We start from the raw sequence: 16,616 nt of genomic DNA on the forward strand, positions 1-16,616 counted from the left end.
CCTTTTCTTATCAAATCATCGAGTAATCACGATTGGTCCGTTCTTAGAAAGAATGATTGTATGTTCACATTGAGCGACAAAGCTTTTTTCTGTGACGTACGTCCAGTCATCACCTTCGTTTTGGAATACTTCCTCTTCTTGTGTTGAGATAAATGGTTCAAAAGCGATTACCATACCATCTTTTAACAGTTCGTCATCCCAGGTTTCATTGTAATTATAGATATGATCAGGGGCTTCATGAATTCTCCGTCCAATGCCATGACCAGTGAGATTTTTAATAACCGTTAATCCATTCTTTCTGGCTACAGACATTACCGCTTTACCGAGTCCACTCTTCTTTGAACCAGGTTTTGCTTTCTTTAAGCCCATTTCGAATGCCTCTTTTGCAGTTTCGCATAGCTTCGTAAGAATAGGGTCTCCTTCACCTACAACAAAGGAAATACCTGTATCGGCAAAATATCCATTTTTAGAGCCCGACACATCAATGTTTACAATATCTCCTTCTTGTATCACACGCTTTCCCGGGATTCCATGCGCCACTTCTTCATTCACACTTATACAAGTATAGCCAGGAAAGTTATATTCACCTTTAGGTGCAGAAATAGCTCCGTGCTCTTCAAAAAGTACACCAGCCATATCATCAAGCTCTTGTGTAGAAATACCTGGAACTGTCTTTTGTACCAATTCCTCACGGATCAAGGAAACAATTCTCCCGATCTCCTTCAATCCATTCATATCTTCTTCTGTTTTTGCAATCATAATAAATCCCCTTCAACAAAAATTAAATAAAAGTTCGATTGTTCTAGAATACCCTTTTCTTGCGGGAAAATCCACTTTTACTAATCGGAAGCCCAGTGAAAAAAATTCTCTAAAAATACATAAAATTAGCACCAGATACTAATAGTTAGTTATAATGGGGTTATACTATTAATGAGGTGAAGCAATGAACAATTCGAGAGCACAGATCACTGCCATTGGTTCGTATGTACCCGAGAAAATATTAACGAATGATGATCTAGAGCGGATGGTTGATACAGACAATGAATGGATCATCCAACGAACTGGTATAAAAGAAAGAAGAATTGCAAACGAACAGGAGTTTACAAGTGATATTTGTGTGAAAGCAGTAGAAAATCTAATCGAAAAAAATAACAAGACTGTTCATGATGTAGATATGATTATTGTATGTACCATGACTCCAGATTTTAAAACTCCTAGCGTCGCTGCTTTAGTCCAAGCAAAGTTAGGAATTCCACACACTGGAGCAATTGATCTAAATGCGGCATGTGCAGGTTTTGCCTATGGTTTACACGTTGCCAATGGTTTAATTACTGCTGGTTTGAATAAAAAGGTTTTGGTTATTGGTGCAGAAACGATGTCAAAGATCACTGATTTTACTGATAGAACCACCTGCGTATTATTTGGTGATGGTGGGGGAGCGGTTCTTGTGGAATATAATGAACACAGTCCAAGTTTCCTTTCTTCACATTTAGGTTCGCAAGGGGAACTAGGGAAGAATTTATACTGTACAGATTTATCTGAGAGTATAAACGGAGAAAGCCTAACGGCAACAGGAAACATTACACAAAATGGGCGGGAAGTATATAAATGGGCTGTTAACACAGTTCCCAAGGGGATGTTGTCAGTATTAGAAAAGACAGAAATAAGCTTGCAAGAAATTGATTGGTTTGTGCCTCACAGTGCGAATCTTAGAATCATTGAATCCATTTGTGAAAGAAGCAAATTTCCAATAGAAAAAACGCTAAAAAGTTTAGAGGAATATGGCAATACCTCTGCAGCAACGATCCCTCTAGCATTGGATAAAGGGGTAATGGAGGGAAAAATAAAGCGTGGAGACAAAATTTTATTATACGGCTTCGGTGGAGGATTAACTCACGCTGGGGTGTTATTAGAGTGGAAGATTTAACAGTTTCTAGTTCGGGACGTTAATCTTAGAAGCCATGTAATTTACATGAATGCTTTATTTTTATTGAGGGAAGATATGTTGTAGGATATCCAATCCTATTTGAGCACATGCTTAAGAAAATAAAAGCAGCATGGAGGGATCATCATGGGAAAAAAACATCGTGCACAAGCGAATCGTCCGAAAAAAAATAACCATATACCTGCTGAAGCAATTGTTGCTGAACACGAAGCACATGCAAAAGAAAATTCTGCAAAAGGTAGAAAAAATACGTAGGGAGGCAATCGCCTCCCTTAATAATTACTAGTACCAGCATTCAAAAGACCATCTCGTAAAATAGATGGTCTACTGTTGTAGTAATTGTCTTAAAAAGTCTGCATGTCTTCGATTTGTATCAATTACTCCTTCAACGATTTGTCTGCTTTCAGGATCTAAATCTCCTCTTACAAGTTCTTCTGAATAGTGTACACCGTAATCATCTACACCTTTTAAGGCATCCTCAAGGATATCTTTAGGTTCCTCTGAGAGCATCATTCGATGGAGATAACCTTGCATGGCTCCTGTGATCCCTTCGCTATCAGCTGGTACACCACTTAAATTTTGAATCCGTTCGGCAAGTATTTGGGCATTGTGCTTTGTTTCCTGTTGCATCGACTGAAAATGTCTTTTTAGTTCCTCATCATCAACCTTTTCAATATAGTGTTCCATCGAGCGAATCCCCATGTAAGTTCCCTTAAGTAGGGCATTTAGTTCTGCAATTACTGTCTCATTTTTCACAAAAGCACATCCTTTCATTCTATTTTTAGAAGTTCCTTATGAAATATTCATATTTTTTCTAAAAAGGATAACTTATCCTTATCAACGAATTTGTGTGCTTTTTTTAGAATATATTTTAATGAGTGTGGCAACTAGCTCCACTTCTTAATGCGTTCAATATTGTCTAAATAGTGGGAGACAATGTCTGTAAACGAATAGCGAGAATCCCCAATTAGGTATTCAATTGAGTTTTCATCTCCGATGTCATTATTTCTTGTGTGACTGAATCGTGGCTTCACATGGTTATTTTGAATTAATGCTTTAGCGAGCTCAATGGCTAATTTTTTATTTTCGTTCATTCAAACCACCTCCAAGATAATAAATACCTATTAACGGGTTGTCCATTATATGACAAATCATAATATTTTATTAACTAGAATGATTGTGATAATCTAGCTAAATAGATTTCAAGATAGATAGGGGGCTGAATATGGAAAAAGAATGTGAAATTGTTGATGAGCTCCTGTCTCATATTACGATTTCTTCAAATCCAAATAATCAACCCGTTTCGATTCATGGGAATGTAAAAGAATTGAAGTGTATTGGTGTTGGTACGGATGCAGCTGTTTTTCAATATATTCATGCGCCAGCCTATGCATATAAACTGTTTGCTAATGATAAATTAGAAAAAATTCAGATGGAAGCAAAGGTGTATGAGAAATTAGGATCTTCTCCTTATTTTTCGACCTGTTATGAAGCCAGAGACCGTTATCTTGTCGTAAGTTATGAGTCCGGCATCACACTTTACGAATGTCTTCAACAGGGGATTCATATACCATCAAAGGTAATTCGAGAGGTGGATATAGCGAGAGCTTACGCAAGAAAGAAGGGATTAAATCCTCGAGACATTCATTTGAAAAATATTCTGTTACAAGATGGCAAAGCGAAAATCATTGATGTATCTGAATATTTATTACCTGGAGATGACGCTCGTTGGGAGCATTTAAAAAGAGGATACGAGGAGTATTATCGGTTAATAGATGGAAAATCGATTCCAGCATGGTTGTTAGAAACGGTTAGAAAAAGCTATAACAATCGACAATCCACAAGCATTGAAGATTTTTTTAAAGATGTATTAAAGTTGAAGTGGTTTTAAGAGGAAGCCGAGGGCTTTCTCTTTTTTTTGAAGTAGTTTAAAAGGAATTTTTGTGAAGTACGAGTAAAATACGAACAATTAGTGTTTACGTATGTTAAAAGTTCGTATATAATACTTTTTGTTGTGATATATCATTCGTATATTCTTAGAAATATGGTCTAAGAGTCTCTACTAGGAACCGTTAATTCCTAACTACGAATGGGTAGGAGAAGTCTACCCATTTATAGTTAGGAATTTTTTATATTTTAGGAGGATTTATGGAACGCTTTTTTCAGTTAAAGGAACTAGGAACAAATATAAAAACAGAGATTCTCGCAGGTATCACTACCTTCTTAACGATGGTGTATATCATTTTTGTAAACCCTGCAATTCTTTCAGCGGCAGGAGTACCTTTTAACCAAGTGTTTGTAGCAACAATTGCCTCAGCTGTGATTGGTACGTTAATCATGGCTCTATTTGCAAAGTATCCTATCGCCATTGCCCCAGGGATGGGGATGAATGCATACTTTACAAGTGTAGTAGCAGTACATGGAATTAGCTATCAAGTGGTTTTTGGAGCTGTGTTTTTAGCAGGTGTGTTATTTTTATTATTATCCTTTACGAAGTTGCGAGAAACATTAATACATTCCATTCCAGCTTCTTTAAAATATGGAATTACATCAGGAATTGGTCTTTTTATTGCTTTTATTGGATTAAAAATGGCGGGAATTGTCGTTGCAAATCCAGGTAATTTAGTGGCTTTTGGGGATCTTCATCAACCGGTAACGATTTTATCTATCGTTGGATTGTTCGTAACTCTTATTTTGATTGCACGTAAAGTAAATGGTGCATTGTTTATTGGGATGCTTGTCACAGCTGTGATTGGTTACGTTACAGGTGATTTAAAGTTTGATGGAGTGGTTGCACCTCCACCACCAATTGTCTTTTTTGATATTGATATCATAGGTGTTTTTACAAACGGATTGTATACCGTTGTTTTTGCCTTTTTACTTGTTACGATTTTTGATACAACTGGAACGATGATTGGGGTAGCGGAACAAGCTGGACTGATGAAAAACGGAAATTTGCCAAAGGTAAAATCTGCACTTATGGCAGATGCGGTAGCAACAACAGTAGGATCAACATTAGGAACAAGTCCATCAAGTGCGTATATTGAGTCATCAACTGGGGTGGCTGCTGGCGGTCGTTCCGGATTAACCTCAATGGTAGTGGCCATTCTGTTTTTATTGGCATTATTCTTTTCGCCAATCGTGTCTGCGATTTCATCACTACCTGCGATAACAGCTCCTACCTTAATTATCGTTGGCTGTTATATGATGGAGGGGTTATCAAAAATCAATTGGAAAATCTTTGATGAAGCTTTTCCTGCGTTTGCCATCATTCTCACGATGCCATTGACAGCGAGTATTGCGACGGGGATATCCATTGGATTTATTACGTATCCATTAATGAAATTGGTAAGTGGCAAAGGTAAAGAAGTTCATCCGATCTTATATGTTTTTGGAGTAATCTTTATTTTGCAAATGATTTTCTTTCCATCCCATTAATCGCGTAAATGAGTTGCTTAGGCTACTCATTAGGTGTTTCTAGTGAAAAGGACGTTGAAACGGTTGTTTAACGTCCTTTTTTTAATCGAAAGAAAATACGCTCTTTACACATCTGAAGAATCATCATAATCATATCGGAAACCATCTTTTTGTGCTGAGGTGTTTTGCTCAGTGTCCATTTCGTTTTTATTTTGTAACTCTTGTTCAACATCGGCTGCCGAAGAGTTACGCTTGTTTTCCTTTCCATTCATCGAATTTTACCTCCCTTACTCAATGTTTCTTCCCATATTGTTTCTGTAATTCGCACTCTTATTCAGTTTAGGAAACATAAAATCTGTACATTAAAGGTGTTTCTTTAGGTTAAACTGTGAACAAACACATGAGAGGATAGTGTGTATGCACGTTACTATTGCGATACTAACGATCTTGGCAGCGCTGAGGTGGGGGAAAGGGAAAAACTGGAGTGATTATCATCCCAGTATGTTATTTATTTCCACTGGCGGTTTGTTGTATGAATATATCGTTCAAGACAATACATTGTGGAAATTTCATCCTGATATTCTCTATGGTCATGAAATGGTTGTCATTATTTATGCAATTAGCACCATGCCTTTAAGTATCTTTTTATTTCTATCCCACTTTCCTGAGAAATGGCTTCAACGTGTCCTTTACATATTGGTTTGGTCCGGAATTTACATTTTTGTTGAATGGATACTGCACATGTTTGACAGAATTTCGTATCAAAATGGGTGGACGCTATTCTATTCATTTCTATTTGATCTTGTGATGTTTTCTGTGATTGCTTTACATCACAATAAACCCCTTCATGCATACATTTTATCTGTGTTTATTATTATTTTCTTAATTGCACAGTTTGATATCCCATTTAAATTTGCAAAATAGCCAGAGTTGTTTGGACGTTCGTTCAATATATCTTTGGCTTTTTATGTTTGCTTAAATTATTGACTTATCAAAATATCTATTTTATAATATCTTTAAATCGAGATATTTAATTTCAAATCATTTTCAGTGTATTATCTCAGTTTCGAGACATAAAAGTAATATAAGATTTTTTCATTAGGTAAAAATATTAGTAGCAATCTGACCAATAGGAGTGGATAATAATGGTTAAAAATACGATGGGAATACACCATATTACAGCAATAGTCGGACATCCTCAAGAAAATGTGGATTTTTACGCAGGTGTTTTAGGGCTTCGATTAGTTAAACAAACGGTGAACTTTGACGACCCGGGAACATATCATCTCTATTTTGGAAATGAAGGGGGAAAACCAGGAACCATTATTACCTTTTTTCCGTGGGCAGGTGCTCGTCAGGGGGTAATTGGGGACGGGCAAGTGGGGGTTACTTCATATGTCGTACCTAAAGGTGCTATTCAGTTTTGGGAAGCAAGATTAGAGAAGTTTAACATCCCTTTTACCAAGCTTGAACGCTTTGGGGAAAAATATCTAGAGTTTGATGATCCTCATGGTTTACATCTAGAGATAGTTGAAAGAGAAGCAGGAGAATTGAATGGTTGGGAATTTGGAGGAATTACACCAGAGTATGCGATAAAAGGATTTGGAGGAGCAACTTTATTATCCACTCAACCGAACAAAACAGCAGACCTATTAGAAAAAGTAATGGGACTTGAAAAAGTAGGTGAGGAAGGAGATATTGTTCGTTTCCAGTCTACTGCAGACATCGGAAACATCATTGATTTAAAACGAACATCGATTGGGCGTGGGCAAATGGGTGTAGGTACGGTTCATCATATTGCATGGAGAGCAGCGGATGATGCCGATCAATTGGACTGGAAAAAGCACGTGGAAGCAAATGGGTATGGTGTAACACCTGTTCAAGATCGAAATTACTTTAACGCAATCTACTTTAGAGAACATGGAGAAATCTTATTTGAAATTGCAACAGATCCTCCTGGATTTGCTCATGATGAGTCTGTAGAAACAATGGGAGAAAAGCTTATGTTGCCAAGCCAATATGAGACTCATCGTCATCAAATAGAACAAGTTCTGCTTCCGTTTGAAGTAAGAGAGTTAAGACGAGAGGATTGATTATATGCTTGCCATTGATCCATCAGCGTTGTCCGAAAGAGACAATTACAAGCTGTTAATTGGTAGTATTATCCCAAGACCGATTGCATTTGTTACCTCAATATCGGAAACGGGAGTGCTAAACGGTGCTCCTTTCAGCTACTTTAACATTGTATCCTCCAATCCTCCTTTGATTTCCTTATCTATCCAGAGATCGGGTGGGAAACAAAAGGACACAGCAAGAAACATTTTTCAGACTAGGGAATTTGTTATCCATGTGGTTGATGAAGAAAATGTACAGAAAATTAATCTAACTGCAGCAACTCTTCCACCGGATGAAAGTGAAATTGACCTAGCTCAATTAACTCCAGTGAACAGTGTGAAAGTTGCTGTACCAGGAATAAATGAGGCGAAAATCCGGTTCGAGTGTAAGTTAGAGCAGTCACTTGAATTAGGTGGAGGAGATATTCCTGGGTGTGATTTAATCATTGGAAAAATTGTTCACTGTCATATTGATCCAGCCATTTACCACGAGGGGAAGATTGATCCAAGAGGCCTAGGAGCAGTAAGTCGGCTTGCCGGAGATAATTATGCCAAAATAGGTGACATTTTTTCGATTGAAAGACCAAAATAACAAAGCGGGTGGAGAAAACATGTTAAAAACAGTAGGGATCCATCACATAACAGCCATGGTAAATGACGCTCAGCGTAATATAGATTTCTACGCAGGAGTGTTAGGTTTAAGACTTGTGAAAAAAACTGTTAATTTTGATCGTCCGGAAGTCTATCACCTCTATTTTGGAAATAACTCAGGACAACCTGGAACGGTAATTACTTTTTTTCCTTGGGATTGTCAGCTAAAAGGGAGAATTGGTACCGGACAGGTTGGTGTCACCAGTTATATTGTGCCGGAGAACTCTTTCTCCTTTTGGGAGGATCGTTTGAAATCGTTTGGAGTTCGTTTTATTAAAACGAACCGATTTAAAGAAACGTATTTAAGCTTTCAAGATCCGGATGGATTGGAGATTGAATTGGTACAGAGATCAAACGGTCCCCGAAATGAGTGGAATATAGACGGTATAGGGCCAGAGGTGGCCATAAAAGGATTTGGAGGCGCCACTCTTTTGTCTGCAAAACCCCATAAGACGTCGGATGTATTAGAAAATATTCTTGGACTTACATGCATGGGACAGGAAGAAAGCTTTTTAAGGTTTCAGTCAGTGGGAGAACTAGGAAATACAATCGATATTAAATTATCTCCTTCTGTTCGAGGTTTAATGGGGGCAGGAACCGTTCACCATCTTGCTTGGAGAGCTAGAGATGAAAAGGAACATCAAAAATGGAAAGATTTACTAGTGGAAAAAGAGTATTACCCAACTGACATTCTTGATAGAAATTATTTTCAAGCGATATATTTTCATGAAGAAGGTGGCATTCTTTTTGAAATAGCCACTGACCCGCCAGGCTTTACCGTAGATGAACCCCAAATCGAACTTGGTCAGAAATTAATGTTACCGTCTTGGTTAGAGTCAAAAAGAAAAGAACTAGAAAATACGTTACCACCCGTTGAGGTTACAATGTTGAAAGGAGAAAAACGATGAAACATATTTATCAAAAGGGGAAAGACCCACTAAAACCACTTTTGTTATTGCTTCATGGTACAGGGGGAAATGAATTAGATTTACTACCTATAGCTGGAATGATTGACGATTCTGCAGGTGTCTTAAGTGTGAGAGGTAATATTCTAGAGAATGGAATGCCGCGATTTTTTAGACGATTAGCAGAAGGAGTATTTGATATTGAAGATTTAATCTTCCGTACAAAAGAATTAAATGATTTTCTCGATGAAGCGGCAGAGAAATATGAATTTGATCGTAACAACATCGTAGCCATAGGGTATTCAAATGGTGCGAACATTGCAGCAAGTCTGTTATTTCACTATGCAAATGCCTTGAAGGCTGCCGTGTTACACCATCCAATGGTCCCTCTGAGAGGAATTGAACTTCCTAACTTGGAAGGAACATCGGTGTTTATCGGTGCAGGGACCAATGATCCTATTTGTTCACCGGAGGAATCAACCGAGCTTCAAAAGCTATTAGAAGGTGCGAACGCAAAAGTCCAGCTTCATTGGGAGAACCGAGGGCACCAACTTACCGCCGATGAAGTAGAAGCAGCAGCTGAATGGTATCGAAAATTATAAAATACAAGCGTTATTTTCAGGGTAAACTAACATATCTATCTTTGAGGAGTGAAGATATGTTTTTGAATGGCTCTATTATTGACGGTATCTTTGATTCTTCTGTAAATGAATTTACTTTACAGAGAGTGAAAAACTTTGATACCCAATCCGTTCTTAATGAAACGCAATTAAATAATATTTATCAATACCTAATCGTACATGGGGATAATGAGGACGGACAAATCATTACCCTTTATGATCAAATGCCCCTACGTCTTTCAAAAGAGGAAAGTAGCCAATTAATTGGTGATATAGAGAAAGTGATGGCTATGTATCACTAAAGGATACCATTGAGTGGGTAAGTTATGAAAAATTTTAAACAAAGACCGCGTACATTTCTTCGGAAATGTTGCGGTCTTAACTTATTTCATAGAAACTTCTTTATATCTAAAATCGTTTGCATATGTAAGCCTTCATGAAAGATCGTGCGAATGAGTACTTGTTCAATCGTATGCATTCCCATCTCAGTTGGTGTAAATTCTTCTTCTAATCTTTCTTTATACATTTCTTTAATCTTTACAGGTTGTTCTCTTAGTAATTCCTTTAACTCTTGGAAAGAAGGAGTGTCCTTTTCAAAACTGACTGGACTTGATCCGTATCCAAACCATGATTGAAATTGCTCAGGCACGACGCCTACTTTTTCTTTTGTAAGCGCTTGAATCCATAGGAACTGATCTAGATAAATATGGCCAAGATTCCAACGAATATTATTCTTAAATCCTTCAGGTATGACTTCCGCTTGTACTTCTGATACATCCTTTAAAACTCCCAACACCTCACTTCGATAGCTTTCTAATTGAGTGAACAAAACCTCATGACGTGGATTCATTTTACATACCCCCTTATTTTGATAGGTAATTATTCGATAAAATGGGCAATTATCCTTCCGAAAAAAGAAAGTTGATGGTAGGGATATGCTATAATTGTAATATATTTCATTTTAGTAGATTAGCAATATAATAAATAAACGAGAAACACTTTTTCTTTTTGAAGGATTAGGATGTATGCGCCTACAATTTAGTTTGGGAGTGTTTTAATGAGAAAAGATCTGACCGAGGCAATTGAACTTAGAAAAGTTGGAGAACTGAAAAAATCGAATCAAATATTATTGAAGTTAGCGGAAGAATACCCTGAGAATCCTGTCATTTCCTACCAATGTGCCTGGAGTTTTGATGTAATGGGGGAAGAAGCAAAAGCTGTTCCTTATTATGAAACGGCAATTGAAAAAGGATTGTCGGGTGCTGATTTAGAGGAGTCATATATTGGATTGGGCAGTACATATCGGACACTCGGAGAATACGAGAAATCAAAGGACATCTTTTTAAAAGGCAGTTCAATATTTCCTAACAGTCAGGCAATGAGAGTGTTCTATTCGATGACATTGTACAACTTACAAAAACATACAGTTGCAATGGAAAACCTCCTCAAATGTTTAATTGAGACGACAGAAGACAAAGAGATATTACGTTACAAAAGGGCAATTGGGTTTTATGCAGATAAGCTTGATCAAGTCTGGGAATGAAAATAACCTCAAGGGATGAGGTTATTTTCTGTTCGCTTGACGTCCACTTTTTTTCTGACTTTGTGATTTTGAGTTTCCGATTTGAAAATCATCGCCTAGCTCTACATCATTATGCTTATCCTGCTTTTCAATTTGTTCTCTAGTTTGATCTTTGTTTTGATTTCCTTGATTAGACATCTTACTCAACTCACTCTCATGTAGTATCGGTAGTAGTATGTGCAAGGTTGGAAGAATTATTAAATGAAAAATTACGGAGGTAACGCCATGGAAAAGCCAATAAAAAACGAGATTGGTGCCGTATTTATCCCTGTTTGAGACATTGAAAAGTCCGACATTCTACACGGGTATTATTTTAATATCAAAGATCCAGGCGGAAATATACTTATGATTTGTGAGTGTTAACGGAGGATAAACAGTGCGAAGTGAAAAAGGAATGATTCAGTAATCAAGTATTAGGGCAGATTTCAACTGATAAATTTAATGTGTAAGTCAAGCTAATTTGAGGTGATGGGGATGCATGAAGAAGTGGGAAGATGTAAGAAATGCGGGAAGACGATTTACTGCTTGGATGGTTTTCTCAATGGGGTAGTGGATACGAATGGTGGGATTGAATGCTTTTCGTGTTCAGAAGAGAAGGAGAGGATGTAAGAAGATCATGATTGCTACGTCTAATATTAACTTTTGAAAAACTAGTTCTCGTTAGGAGAGTTGGTTTTTTCAGTATTTGATTTTACCGATGTTTCTGTAAAATAGAGGTGCTTAGGAAGATCTTAGCACCTCAAAAGAAATTACAATCCATATTTCTTCATCTTATTATATAAAGTCACACGGGACCATCCAAGCATTTTTGCGGCAGCTGATTTATTTCCATATGTTTGATGAAGTACTTGAGCAATTTTTGACCGTTCATCCTCAAACGTTTCTTCACGTAACACATTGACGGTAGGCTGTGCCTTGCTTTTAAAAAGGGCGGTTGGCAGTTCGGCCACGGTGATTATATTGTCATCAGCCAAAATCATCATTCGTTCCACCGTGTTTTTGAGCTGACGGATATTTCCGTTCCATGGGTAATGCATGAATGTGACCATTACCTCTGGTACAACATCAGGGACAGGCTTGTCGTATTTGGCAGAGAACTCTTTTAAAAATAATTGGACGAGCTCAGGTAAATCCTCAATTCGCTCGCGTAAAGGAGGGAGAGGTACGACAACGACATTTAGACGGTAGTAGAGATCTTCACGGAATAAACCTTCTTCAACCATTTTCTCTAAGTCTCGATTGGTTGCAGCAATAATTCTTACATCAATGGGTATTGGTTCATTCCCACCCACACGATAGTATTGCTTTTCTTGTAATACACGAAGTAGTTTCACTTGTAACTCAAGTGGAAGCTCACCAATTTCATCTAAAAACAAAGTTCCATTCTTCGCAGCACCAATTTTTCCAAGTTTTCCTTCCTTTACAGCGCCCGTAAATGCACCTTTTTCATATCCAAACAGTTCACTTTCAAAAAGGGCTGCAGGGATTGCTCCACAGTTCAAGTCGACAAACGGTCCCTCAGCACGTGTACTTGCTTTATGAATGGCTTGTGCAAATAATTCTTTTCCCACCCCACTTTCACCTGTAATCATGACGGTAGCGTCTGTGCGAGCTACTTTTTTTGCAAGGGTAATAGACGTATTTAGGGCTTGACTGCGTCCTTTAATTTTATAAAAAGGGTCATCAATTTCATTCGGCTCAATTTGACTTTCCAAATCTTGAATATACGCAGCAGTGGTTGTTAACTCATCATTTAGTTTTACGATGTCGGTAATATTCCGTTCTACCGAAATTCCACCGATAATCTCTCCGTTACTGATCAAAGGAAGAGAGTTAATAAGCACGTGTACATCCTGTTTTGGCTGGTTATAATGTCGAGTAACAGTAGATCCATCGGTTAATGTCTTCATGAGGACAACTGATTCTTTTTGGAAAAAATTTGTAATAGGGTATCCGATGATGGCTTCAGCAGCTGTTTCGTAAAGTTCTTCTGCCTTTGGATTCCAGGCGACAACGTGACCCGATTGATCGACGATCGTAATGGCATCATCGACCGCCTTTAATAGTGTTTCGTATACATTGGACAAGTTTTTCCATTCTTGAAAGACGACTTCAAAAAGTGCAGACTTCGGAACAACAAAGGCTGGAGCACCAGTATCATCTACTAAAAGAACATCTTCTAAAACTTTTACATCTGACAAACGAGCATGTAGAGGGTAGGTTTGCATTTCTTCTATATAAATGGCCCCGTCAATTGGCTGGGAAAAAGTTTGAAGCAAAATATTTTTATTTATCATACAATCACCTTTACTACTGTTAATGTGGTTTACAAAATTGTAAAGACTTTACACTTATTTTACGATTTTGTAAACAATCTGTACACATAATTTTCACATTTTCATGCGTTTTTAAGTTGGCACGCTTCTTGCATACTATTAATTATACAAGCAAAGAGGAGGATGTTTATGTATAACTACAAACATGAACCGTTTACAAATTTTTCACTTGAGGACAACCAACAAGCTTTTATGAAAGCTTTAGAATTAGTAAATTCACAATTAGGAAAAGAATACCCCCTAACCATTGGTGGAAAGAAGATCACAACCGATTCAAAAATCACTTCTTATAACCCTGCAAACAAAGAAGAAGTTGTAGGGGTTGTTTCTAAGGCAAGCAAAGAAATCGCTGAAGAAGCCATGCAGGCAGCGTTAACAGCATTTGAAACTTGGAAAAATGTAGAGCCAGCGACTCGAGCCAATGTGTTATTCCGTGCGGCTAACATCATGCGTCGACGTAAGCATGAATTTTCTGCCTATCTAGTAAAGGAAGCAGGAAAGCCGTGGAAAGAAGCGGATGCTGATACAGCTGAAGCAATCGACTTCTTGGAGTTTTACGGAAGACAAATGAATCAGCTTTCTGCTGGTGTACCCGTTCAAAGCCGTGACGGAGAGTTTAACCAATACAATTATATTCCACTTGGTGTAGGTGTCATTATTTCTCCATTTAATTTCCCGTTAGCAATCATGGCTGGTACAACCGTAGCGGCAATCGTGGCAGGAAACTCTGTTTTACTAAAGCCAGCTAATAACACGCCTGTAGTGGCAGCTAAGTTTGTGGAATTAATGGAAGAAGCAGGACTACCAGAAGGCGTTCTTAACTTTGTTCCTGGAAGTGGAGCAGAAATTGGTGACTACCTAGTGGATCATCCAAAAACTCGTTTTGTTTCCTTCACAGGCTCTCGAGAAGTAGGTTGCCGAATTTATGAACGTGCTGCTAAAGTACAACCAGGTCAAATTTGGTTAAAGCGTGTGATCGCTGAGATGGGTGGTAAAGACACAGTTGTAGTAGATAAAGATGCTGATTTAGACTTAGCTGCAACGTCCATCGTGTACTCTGCGTTTGGTTTCTCAGGTCAAAAATGTTCAGCTGGTTCACGTGCGGTGATCCATGAGGATGTATACGACGTTGTATTAGAAAAAGCAGTCGCACTTACAAAGACTTTATCACTTGGAAACCCAGAAGATGTGAACACATACATGGGACCAGTGATCGATAAAGCAGCTTACGATAAAATTATGAGCTATATTGCGGTAGGAAAAGAAGAAGGTCGCATTGCTGCAGGTGGAAATGGTGATGATTCGAAGGGATACTTTATCGAACCAACCATTGTAGCGGATGTGAAGGAAAAGGACCGCCTGATGCAAGAAGAGATTTTTGGACCGGTAGTGGCGTTCTGTAAAGCGCGTGACTTCGACCATATGATGACTATTGCTAACAACACAGACTACGGTTTAACAGGAGCTCTTATTTCTAATAATCGTGCCCATATCGAAAGAGCGAGAAAAGAGTTCCACGTAGGAAACCTTTACTTTAACCGTACGTGTACAGGAGCCATCGTAGGTTACCAGCCATTTGGTGGGTTCAATATGTCAGGAACGGACTCAAAAGCAGGCGGACCAGACTACCTGGTATTACACATGCAAGCGAAAACAACTTCTGAAATGTTCTAATTGAATTTTCACTCGGGCTGCACAACATGTGCAGCCTCAGAGTTTATGGGGGAGAAAGAGAATGATAGAGGCGATTTCAAAAAATTTCTTTTTAAAAGTGTCGCAAAACAAGTCGATGAACAAAGCAGCTAGAAAATGGGGTCTTCGCTTTGGGGCTAGCCAAGTTGTTGCTGGAGAAACGATTGAAACAGCGATTGCAGCGGTAAAAAAGTTAAATAAAAATGGAATCGTTGCCACACTGGATCATCTTGGTGAGTTTGTATCGAATAAAGCAGAAGCTAGTGAAGCAACTGATTATTGTGTTCGTACGTTACATGCGATGGCATCTGCGAAGGTAGATGGCAATCTTTCCGTAAAAATGACACAATTAGGTTTAGACATCGATAAACAATTTTGCTTAAACAATATGAGAAAAATTGTCTCCACGGCAAAACAATACAACAACTTCGTTCGTATTGACATGGAGGATTCAACACGTACTCAAATTACACTAGATATTTTAAAAGAATTACGCAAAGAGTATGACAATGTGGGCACGGTTATTCAAGCGTATTTGTATCGATCGGAGCAAGACGTGAAAGAATTAGCGGGAGTTCCGCTTCGCCTTGTAAAAGGAGCATACAAAGAGCCTGCAGAAGTCGCTTATCAGGACAAATCTGACGTGGACAAGAACTATATGACGATCATTAAAGAGCATTTGAAAAGTGGTAGCTACACGGCAATTGCCAGCCATGACCATAACATCATTTCAAAGGTAAAGGAATTTACCAAACAAGAAAACATTCCTACTACTCAATTTGAATTCCAATTTTTATATGGTTTCCGAAATGAACTTCAGCAAAGCCTAGTTAAGGAAGGATACAAAGTTCGTGTGTATGTTCCATTTGGGGATGACTGGTTCGGCTACTTTATGCGTCGCTTGGCAGAAAGACCACAAAATATTGCCTTTGCTTTTAAAGGCTTCTTTTTTAAATAAAGTGTAATAAGAAGAGAAGCGTGAATGGTGGATTCAGGCTTCTTTTTTAATGAAAGTTTCCTTTTTTGAAAGCTCTCTTTTTATACGTGTAAAGGCGATAAAATCAATAAGTTCTTCATTAGATAACGATACTCCATCAAGTGTGAGTGAGATTGATTCCTCATCAATTGATTTGGTTAACTCTAACGATTGCTCACTTCGTCCAAGAATATGGTCCACACTTGTTTCGAATAAGTCGGCGATGTCAGACAATGCCTGCAAAGATGGTTCTCTATAACCATACTCATATCCCGCATATGTACTTTTGGCGATTTCTAGACGATCTGCCGTTTCCTGCATCGACCACTTTCTACTTTTCCTCAAAGTTACTAATCGAGATAACACGATTCATTCTTC

At 38.1% G+C, this 16,616-nt stretch carries 21 protein-coding genes and 1 riboswitch; of the genes, 13 read left to right on the plus strand and 8 right to left on the minus strand.

Annotated features, from left to right (window positions below; genetic code table 11):
• Window positions 1-15: 15 nt before the first annotated feature.
• Complete coding sequence (gene map / locus M3175_RS09020) at window positions 16-759, minus strand: type I methionyl aminopeptidase (RefSeq protein ID WP_251518129.1); 744 nt, start codon at window positions 757-759, stop codon at window positions 16-18.
• Between the two features lie 184 nt (window positions 760-943).
• Between map and M3175_RS09025 the strand changes: the two genes are divergently transcribed.
• Together M3175_RS09025 and yoyE are read left to right on the plus strand one after the other, a co-directional pair.
• Complete coding sequence (locus tag M3175_RS09025; protein WP_251518132.1) at window positions 944-1,927, plus strand: ketoacyl-ACP synthase III; 984 nt, start codon at window positions 944-946, stop codon at window positions 1,925-1,927.
• Between the two features lie 144 nt (window positions 1,928-2,071).
• Complete coding sequence (yoyE, locus tag M3175_RS24875) at window positions 2,072-2,200, plus strand: protein YoyE (protein WP_276131208.1); 129 nt, start codon at window positions 2,072-2,074, stop codon at window positions 2,198-2,200.
• Between the two features lie 69 nt (window positions 2,201-2,269).
• Here yoyE and M3175_RS09030 read toward each other — a convergent pair whose 3' ends face one another.
• Window positions 2,270-2,701, minus strand: a complete 432-nt coding sequence (locus M3175_RS09030) for a DUF2383 domain-containing protein (protein ID WP_251518136.1) — start codon at window positions 2,699-2,701, stop codon at window positions 2,270-2,272.
• 131 nt (window positions 2,702-2,832) lie between these two features.
• Window positions 2,833-3,039: a hypothetical protein gene (locus M3175_RS09035; RefSeq protein WP_251518139.1), complete on the minus strand. Its 207-nt coding sequence runs from the start codon at window positions 3,037-3,039 to the stop codon at window positions 2,833-2,835.
• A 131-nt stretch (window positions 3,040-3,170) separates the two neighbouring features.
• On the opposite strand from M3175_RS09035, the gene M3175_RS09040 reads away from it, so the two are divergent.
• Together M3175_RS09040 and M3175_RS09045 are read left to right on the plus strand one after the other, a co-directional pair.
• Window positions 3,171-3,836, plus strand: coding sequence for a serine/threonine protein kinase (locus tag M3175_RS09040; protein ID WP_251518142.1), 666 nt, complete (start codon window positions 3,171-3,173; stop codon window positions 3,834-3,836).
• A 115-nt stretch (window positions 3,837-3,951) separates the two neighbouring features.
• Window positions 3,952-4,051: riboswitch (purine riboswitch) on the plus strand.
• 42 nt (window positions 4,052-4,093) lie between these two features.
• On the plus strand, window positions 4,094-5,383 hold the full coding sequence (locus M3175_RS09045; RefSeq protein ID WP_251518144.1) for an NCS2 family permease: 1,290 nt from the start codon (window positions 4,094-4,096) through the stop codon (window positions 5,381-5,383).
• 104 nt (window positions 5,384-5,487) lie between these two features.
• On the opposite strand, the gene M3175_RS09050 is transcribed toward M3175_RS09045, so the two are convergent.
• Window positions 5,488-5,634 (minus strand): hypothetical protein, encoded by a 147-nt coding sequence (locus M3175_RS09050; RefSeq protein ID WP_251518146.1) that lies wholly within the window; start codon window positions 5,632-5,634, stop codon window positions 5,488-5,490.
• A gap of 145 nt (window positions 5,635-5,779) precedes the next feature.
• Between M3175_RS09050 and M3175_RS09055 the strand changes: the two genes are divergently transcribed.
• From M3175_RS09055 to M3175_RS09080, 6 genes are all read left to right on the plus strand, one after another.
• The gene (locus M3175_RS09055; protein ID WP_251518148.1) at window positions 5,780-6,286 is read left to right on the plus strand and encodes a CBO0543 family protein; all 507 of its coding nucleotides are present in this window, start codon (window positions 5,780-5,782) and stop codon (window positions 6,284-6,286) included.
• 221 nt (window positions 6,287-6,507) lie between these two features.
• The gene (locus M3175_RS09060) at window positions 6,508-7,455 is read left to right on the plus strand and encodes a ring-cleaving dioxygenase (RefSeq protein ID WP_251518150.1); all 948 of its coding nucleotides are present in this window, start codon (window positions 6,508-6,510) and stop codon (window positions 7,453-7,455) included.
• A gap of 4 nt (window positions 7,456-7,459) precedes the next feature.
• Window positions 7,460-8,068 carry a flavin reductase family protein gene (locus M3175_RS09065; protein WP_251518153.1) on the plus strand — a complete coding sequence of 203 codons (609 nt, stop codon included), beginning with the start codon at window positions 7,460-7,462 and terminating at the stop codon, window positions 8,066-8,068.
• Window positions 8,069-8,087: 19 nt separating this feature from the next.
• Window positions 8,088-9,035, plus strand: a complete 948-nt coding sequence (locus M3175_RS09070) for a ring-cleaving dioxygenase (RefSeq protein ID WP_251518156.1) — start codon at window positions 8,088-8,090, stop codon at window positions 9,033-9,035.
• The gene (locus M3175_RS09075; RefSeq protein ID WP_251518158.1) at window positions 9,032-9,634 is read left to right on the plus strand and encodes an alpha/beta hydrolase; all 603 of its coding nucleotides are present in this window, start codon (window positions 9,032-9,034) and stop codon (window positions 9,632-9,634) included. The genes M3175_RS09070 and M3175_RS09075 overlap by 4 nt, the downstream gene beginning before the upstream one ends.
• Before the next feature lie 56 nt (window positions 9,635-9,690).
• Window positions 9,691-9,954, plus strand: a complete 264-nt coding sequence (locus M3175_RS09080; RefSeq protein ID WP_251518160.1) for a hypothetical protein — start codon at window positions 9,691-9,693, stop codon at window positions 9,952-9,954.
• 86 nt (window positions 9,955-10,040) lie between these two features.
• Here M3175_RS09080 and M3175_RS09085 read toward each other — a convergent pair whose 3' ends face one another.
• Complete coding sequence (locus M3175_RS09085) at window positions 10,041-10,502, minus strand: DinB family protein (protein ID WP_251518162.1); 462 nt, start codon at window positions 10,500-10,502, stop codon at window positions 10,041-10,043.
• A gap of 207 nt (window positions 10,503-10,709) precedes the next feature.
• Here M3175_RS09085 and M3175_RS09090 point away from each other — a divergent pair, with 207 nt between their 5' ends.
• Window positions 10,710-11,195, plus strand: a complete 486-nt coding sequence (locus M3175_RS09090) for a tetratricopeptide repeat protein (protein WP_251518164.1) — start codon at window positions 10,710-10,712, stop codon at window positions 11,193-11,195.
• A gap of 21 nt (window positions 11,196-11,216) precedes the next feature.
• Here the strand turns inward: M3175_RS09090 and M3175_RS09095 are convergent, their stop codons facing one another.
• Window positions 11,217-11,372 carry a hypothetical protein gene (locus M3175_RS09095; RefSeq protein WP_251518166.1) on the minus strand — a complete coding sequence of 52 codons (156 nt, stop codon included), beginning with the start codon at window positions 11,370-11,372 and terminating at the stop codon, window positions 11,217-11,219.
• A gap of 611 nt (window positions 11,373-11,983) precedes the next feature.
• Window positions 11,984-13,531, minus strand: a complete 1,548-nt coding sequence (locus M3175_RS09100; protein WP_251518168.1) for a sigma-54 interaction domain-containing protein — start codon at window positions 13,529-13,531, stop codon at window positions 11,984-11,986.
• Window positions 13,532-13,699: 168 nt separating this feature from the next.
• On the opposite strand from M3175_RS09100, the gene pruA reads away from it, so the two are divergent.
• Window positions 13,700-15,244 (plus strand): L-glutamate gamma-semialdehyde dehydrogenase, encoded by a 1,545-nt coding sequence (gene pruA, locus M3175_RS09105; RefSeq protein WP_251518170.1) that lies wholly within the window; start codon window positions 13,700-13,702, stop codon window positions 15,242-15,244.
• A gap of 61 nt (window positions 15,245-15,305) precedes the next feature.
• A complete protein-coding gene (locus tag M3175_RS09110; protein ID WP_251518173.1) occupies window positions 15,306-16,220 on the plus strand; it encodes a proline dehydrogenase family protein in 915 nt (304 codons plus the stop codon).
• Window positions 16,221-16,253: 33 nt separating this feature from the next.
• On the opposite strand, the gene M3175_RS09115 is transcribed toward M3175_RS09110, so the two are convergent.
• Window positions 16,254-16,604 carry a helix-turn-helix domain-containing protein gene (locus tag M3175_RS09115; protein WP_251518175.1) on the minus strand — a complete coding sequence of 117 codons (351 nt, stop codon included), beginning with the start codon at window positions 16,602-16,604 and terminating at the stop codon, window positions 16,254-16,256.
• Window positions 16,605-16,616: the final 12 nt, after the last annotated feature.

The sequence above is a fragment of the Robertmurraya korlensis genome (genome assembly GCF_023715225.1).
Lineage (GTDB): Bacteria > Bacillota > Bacilli > Bacillales > Cytobacillaceae > Robertmurraya_A.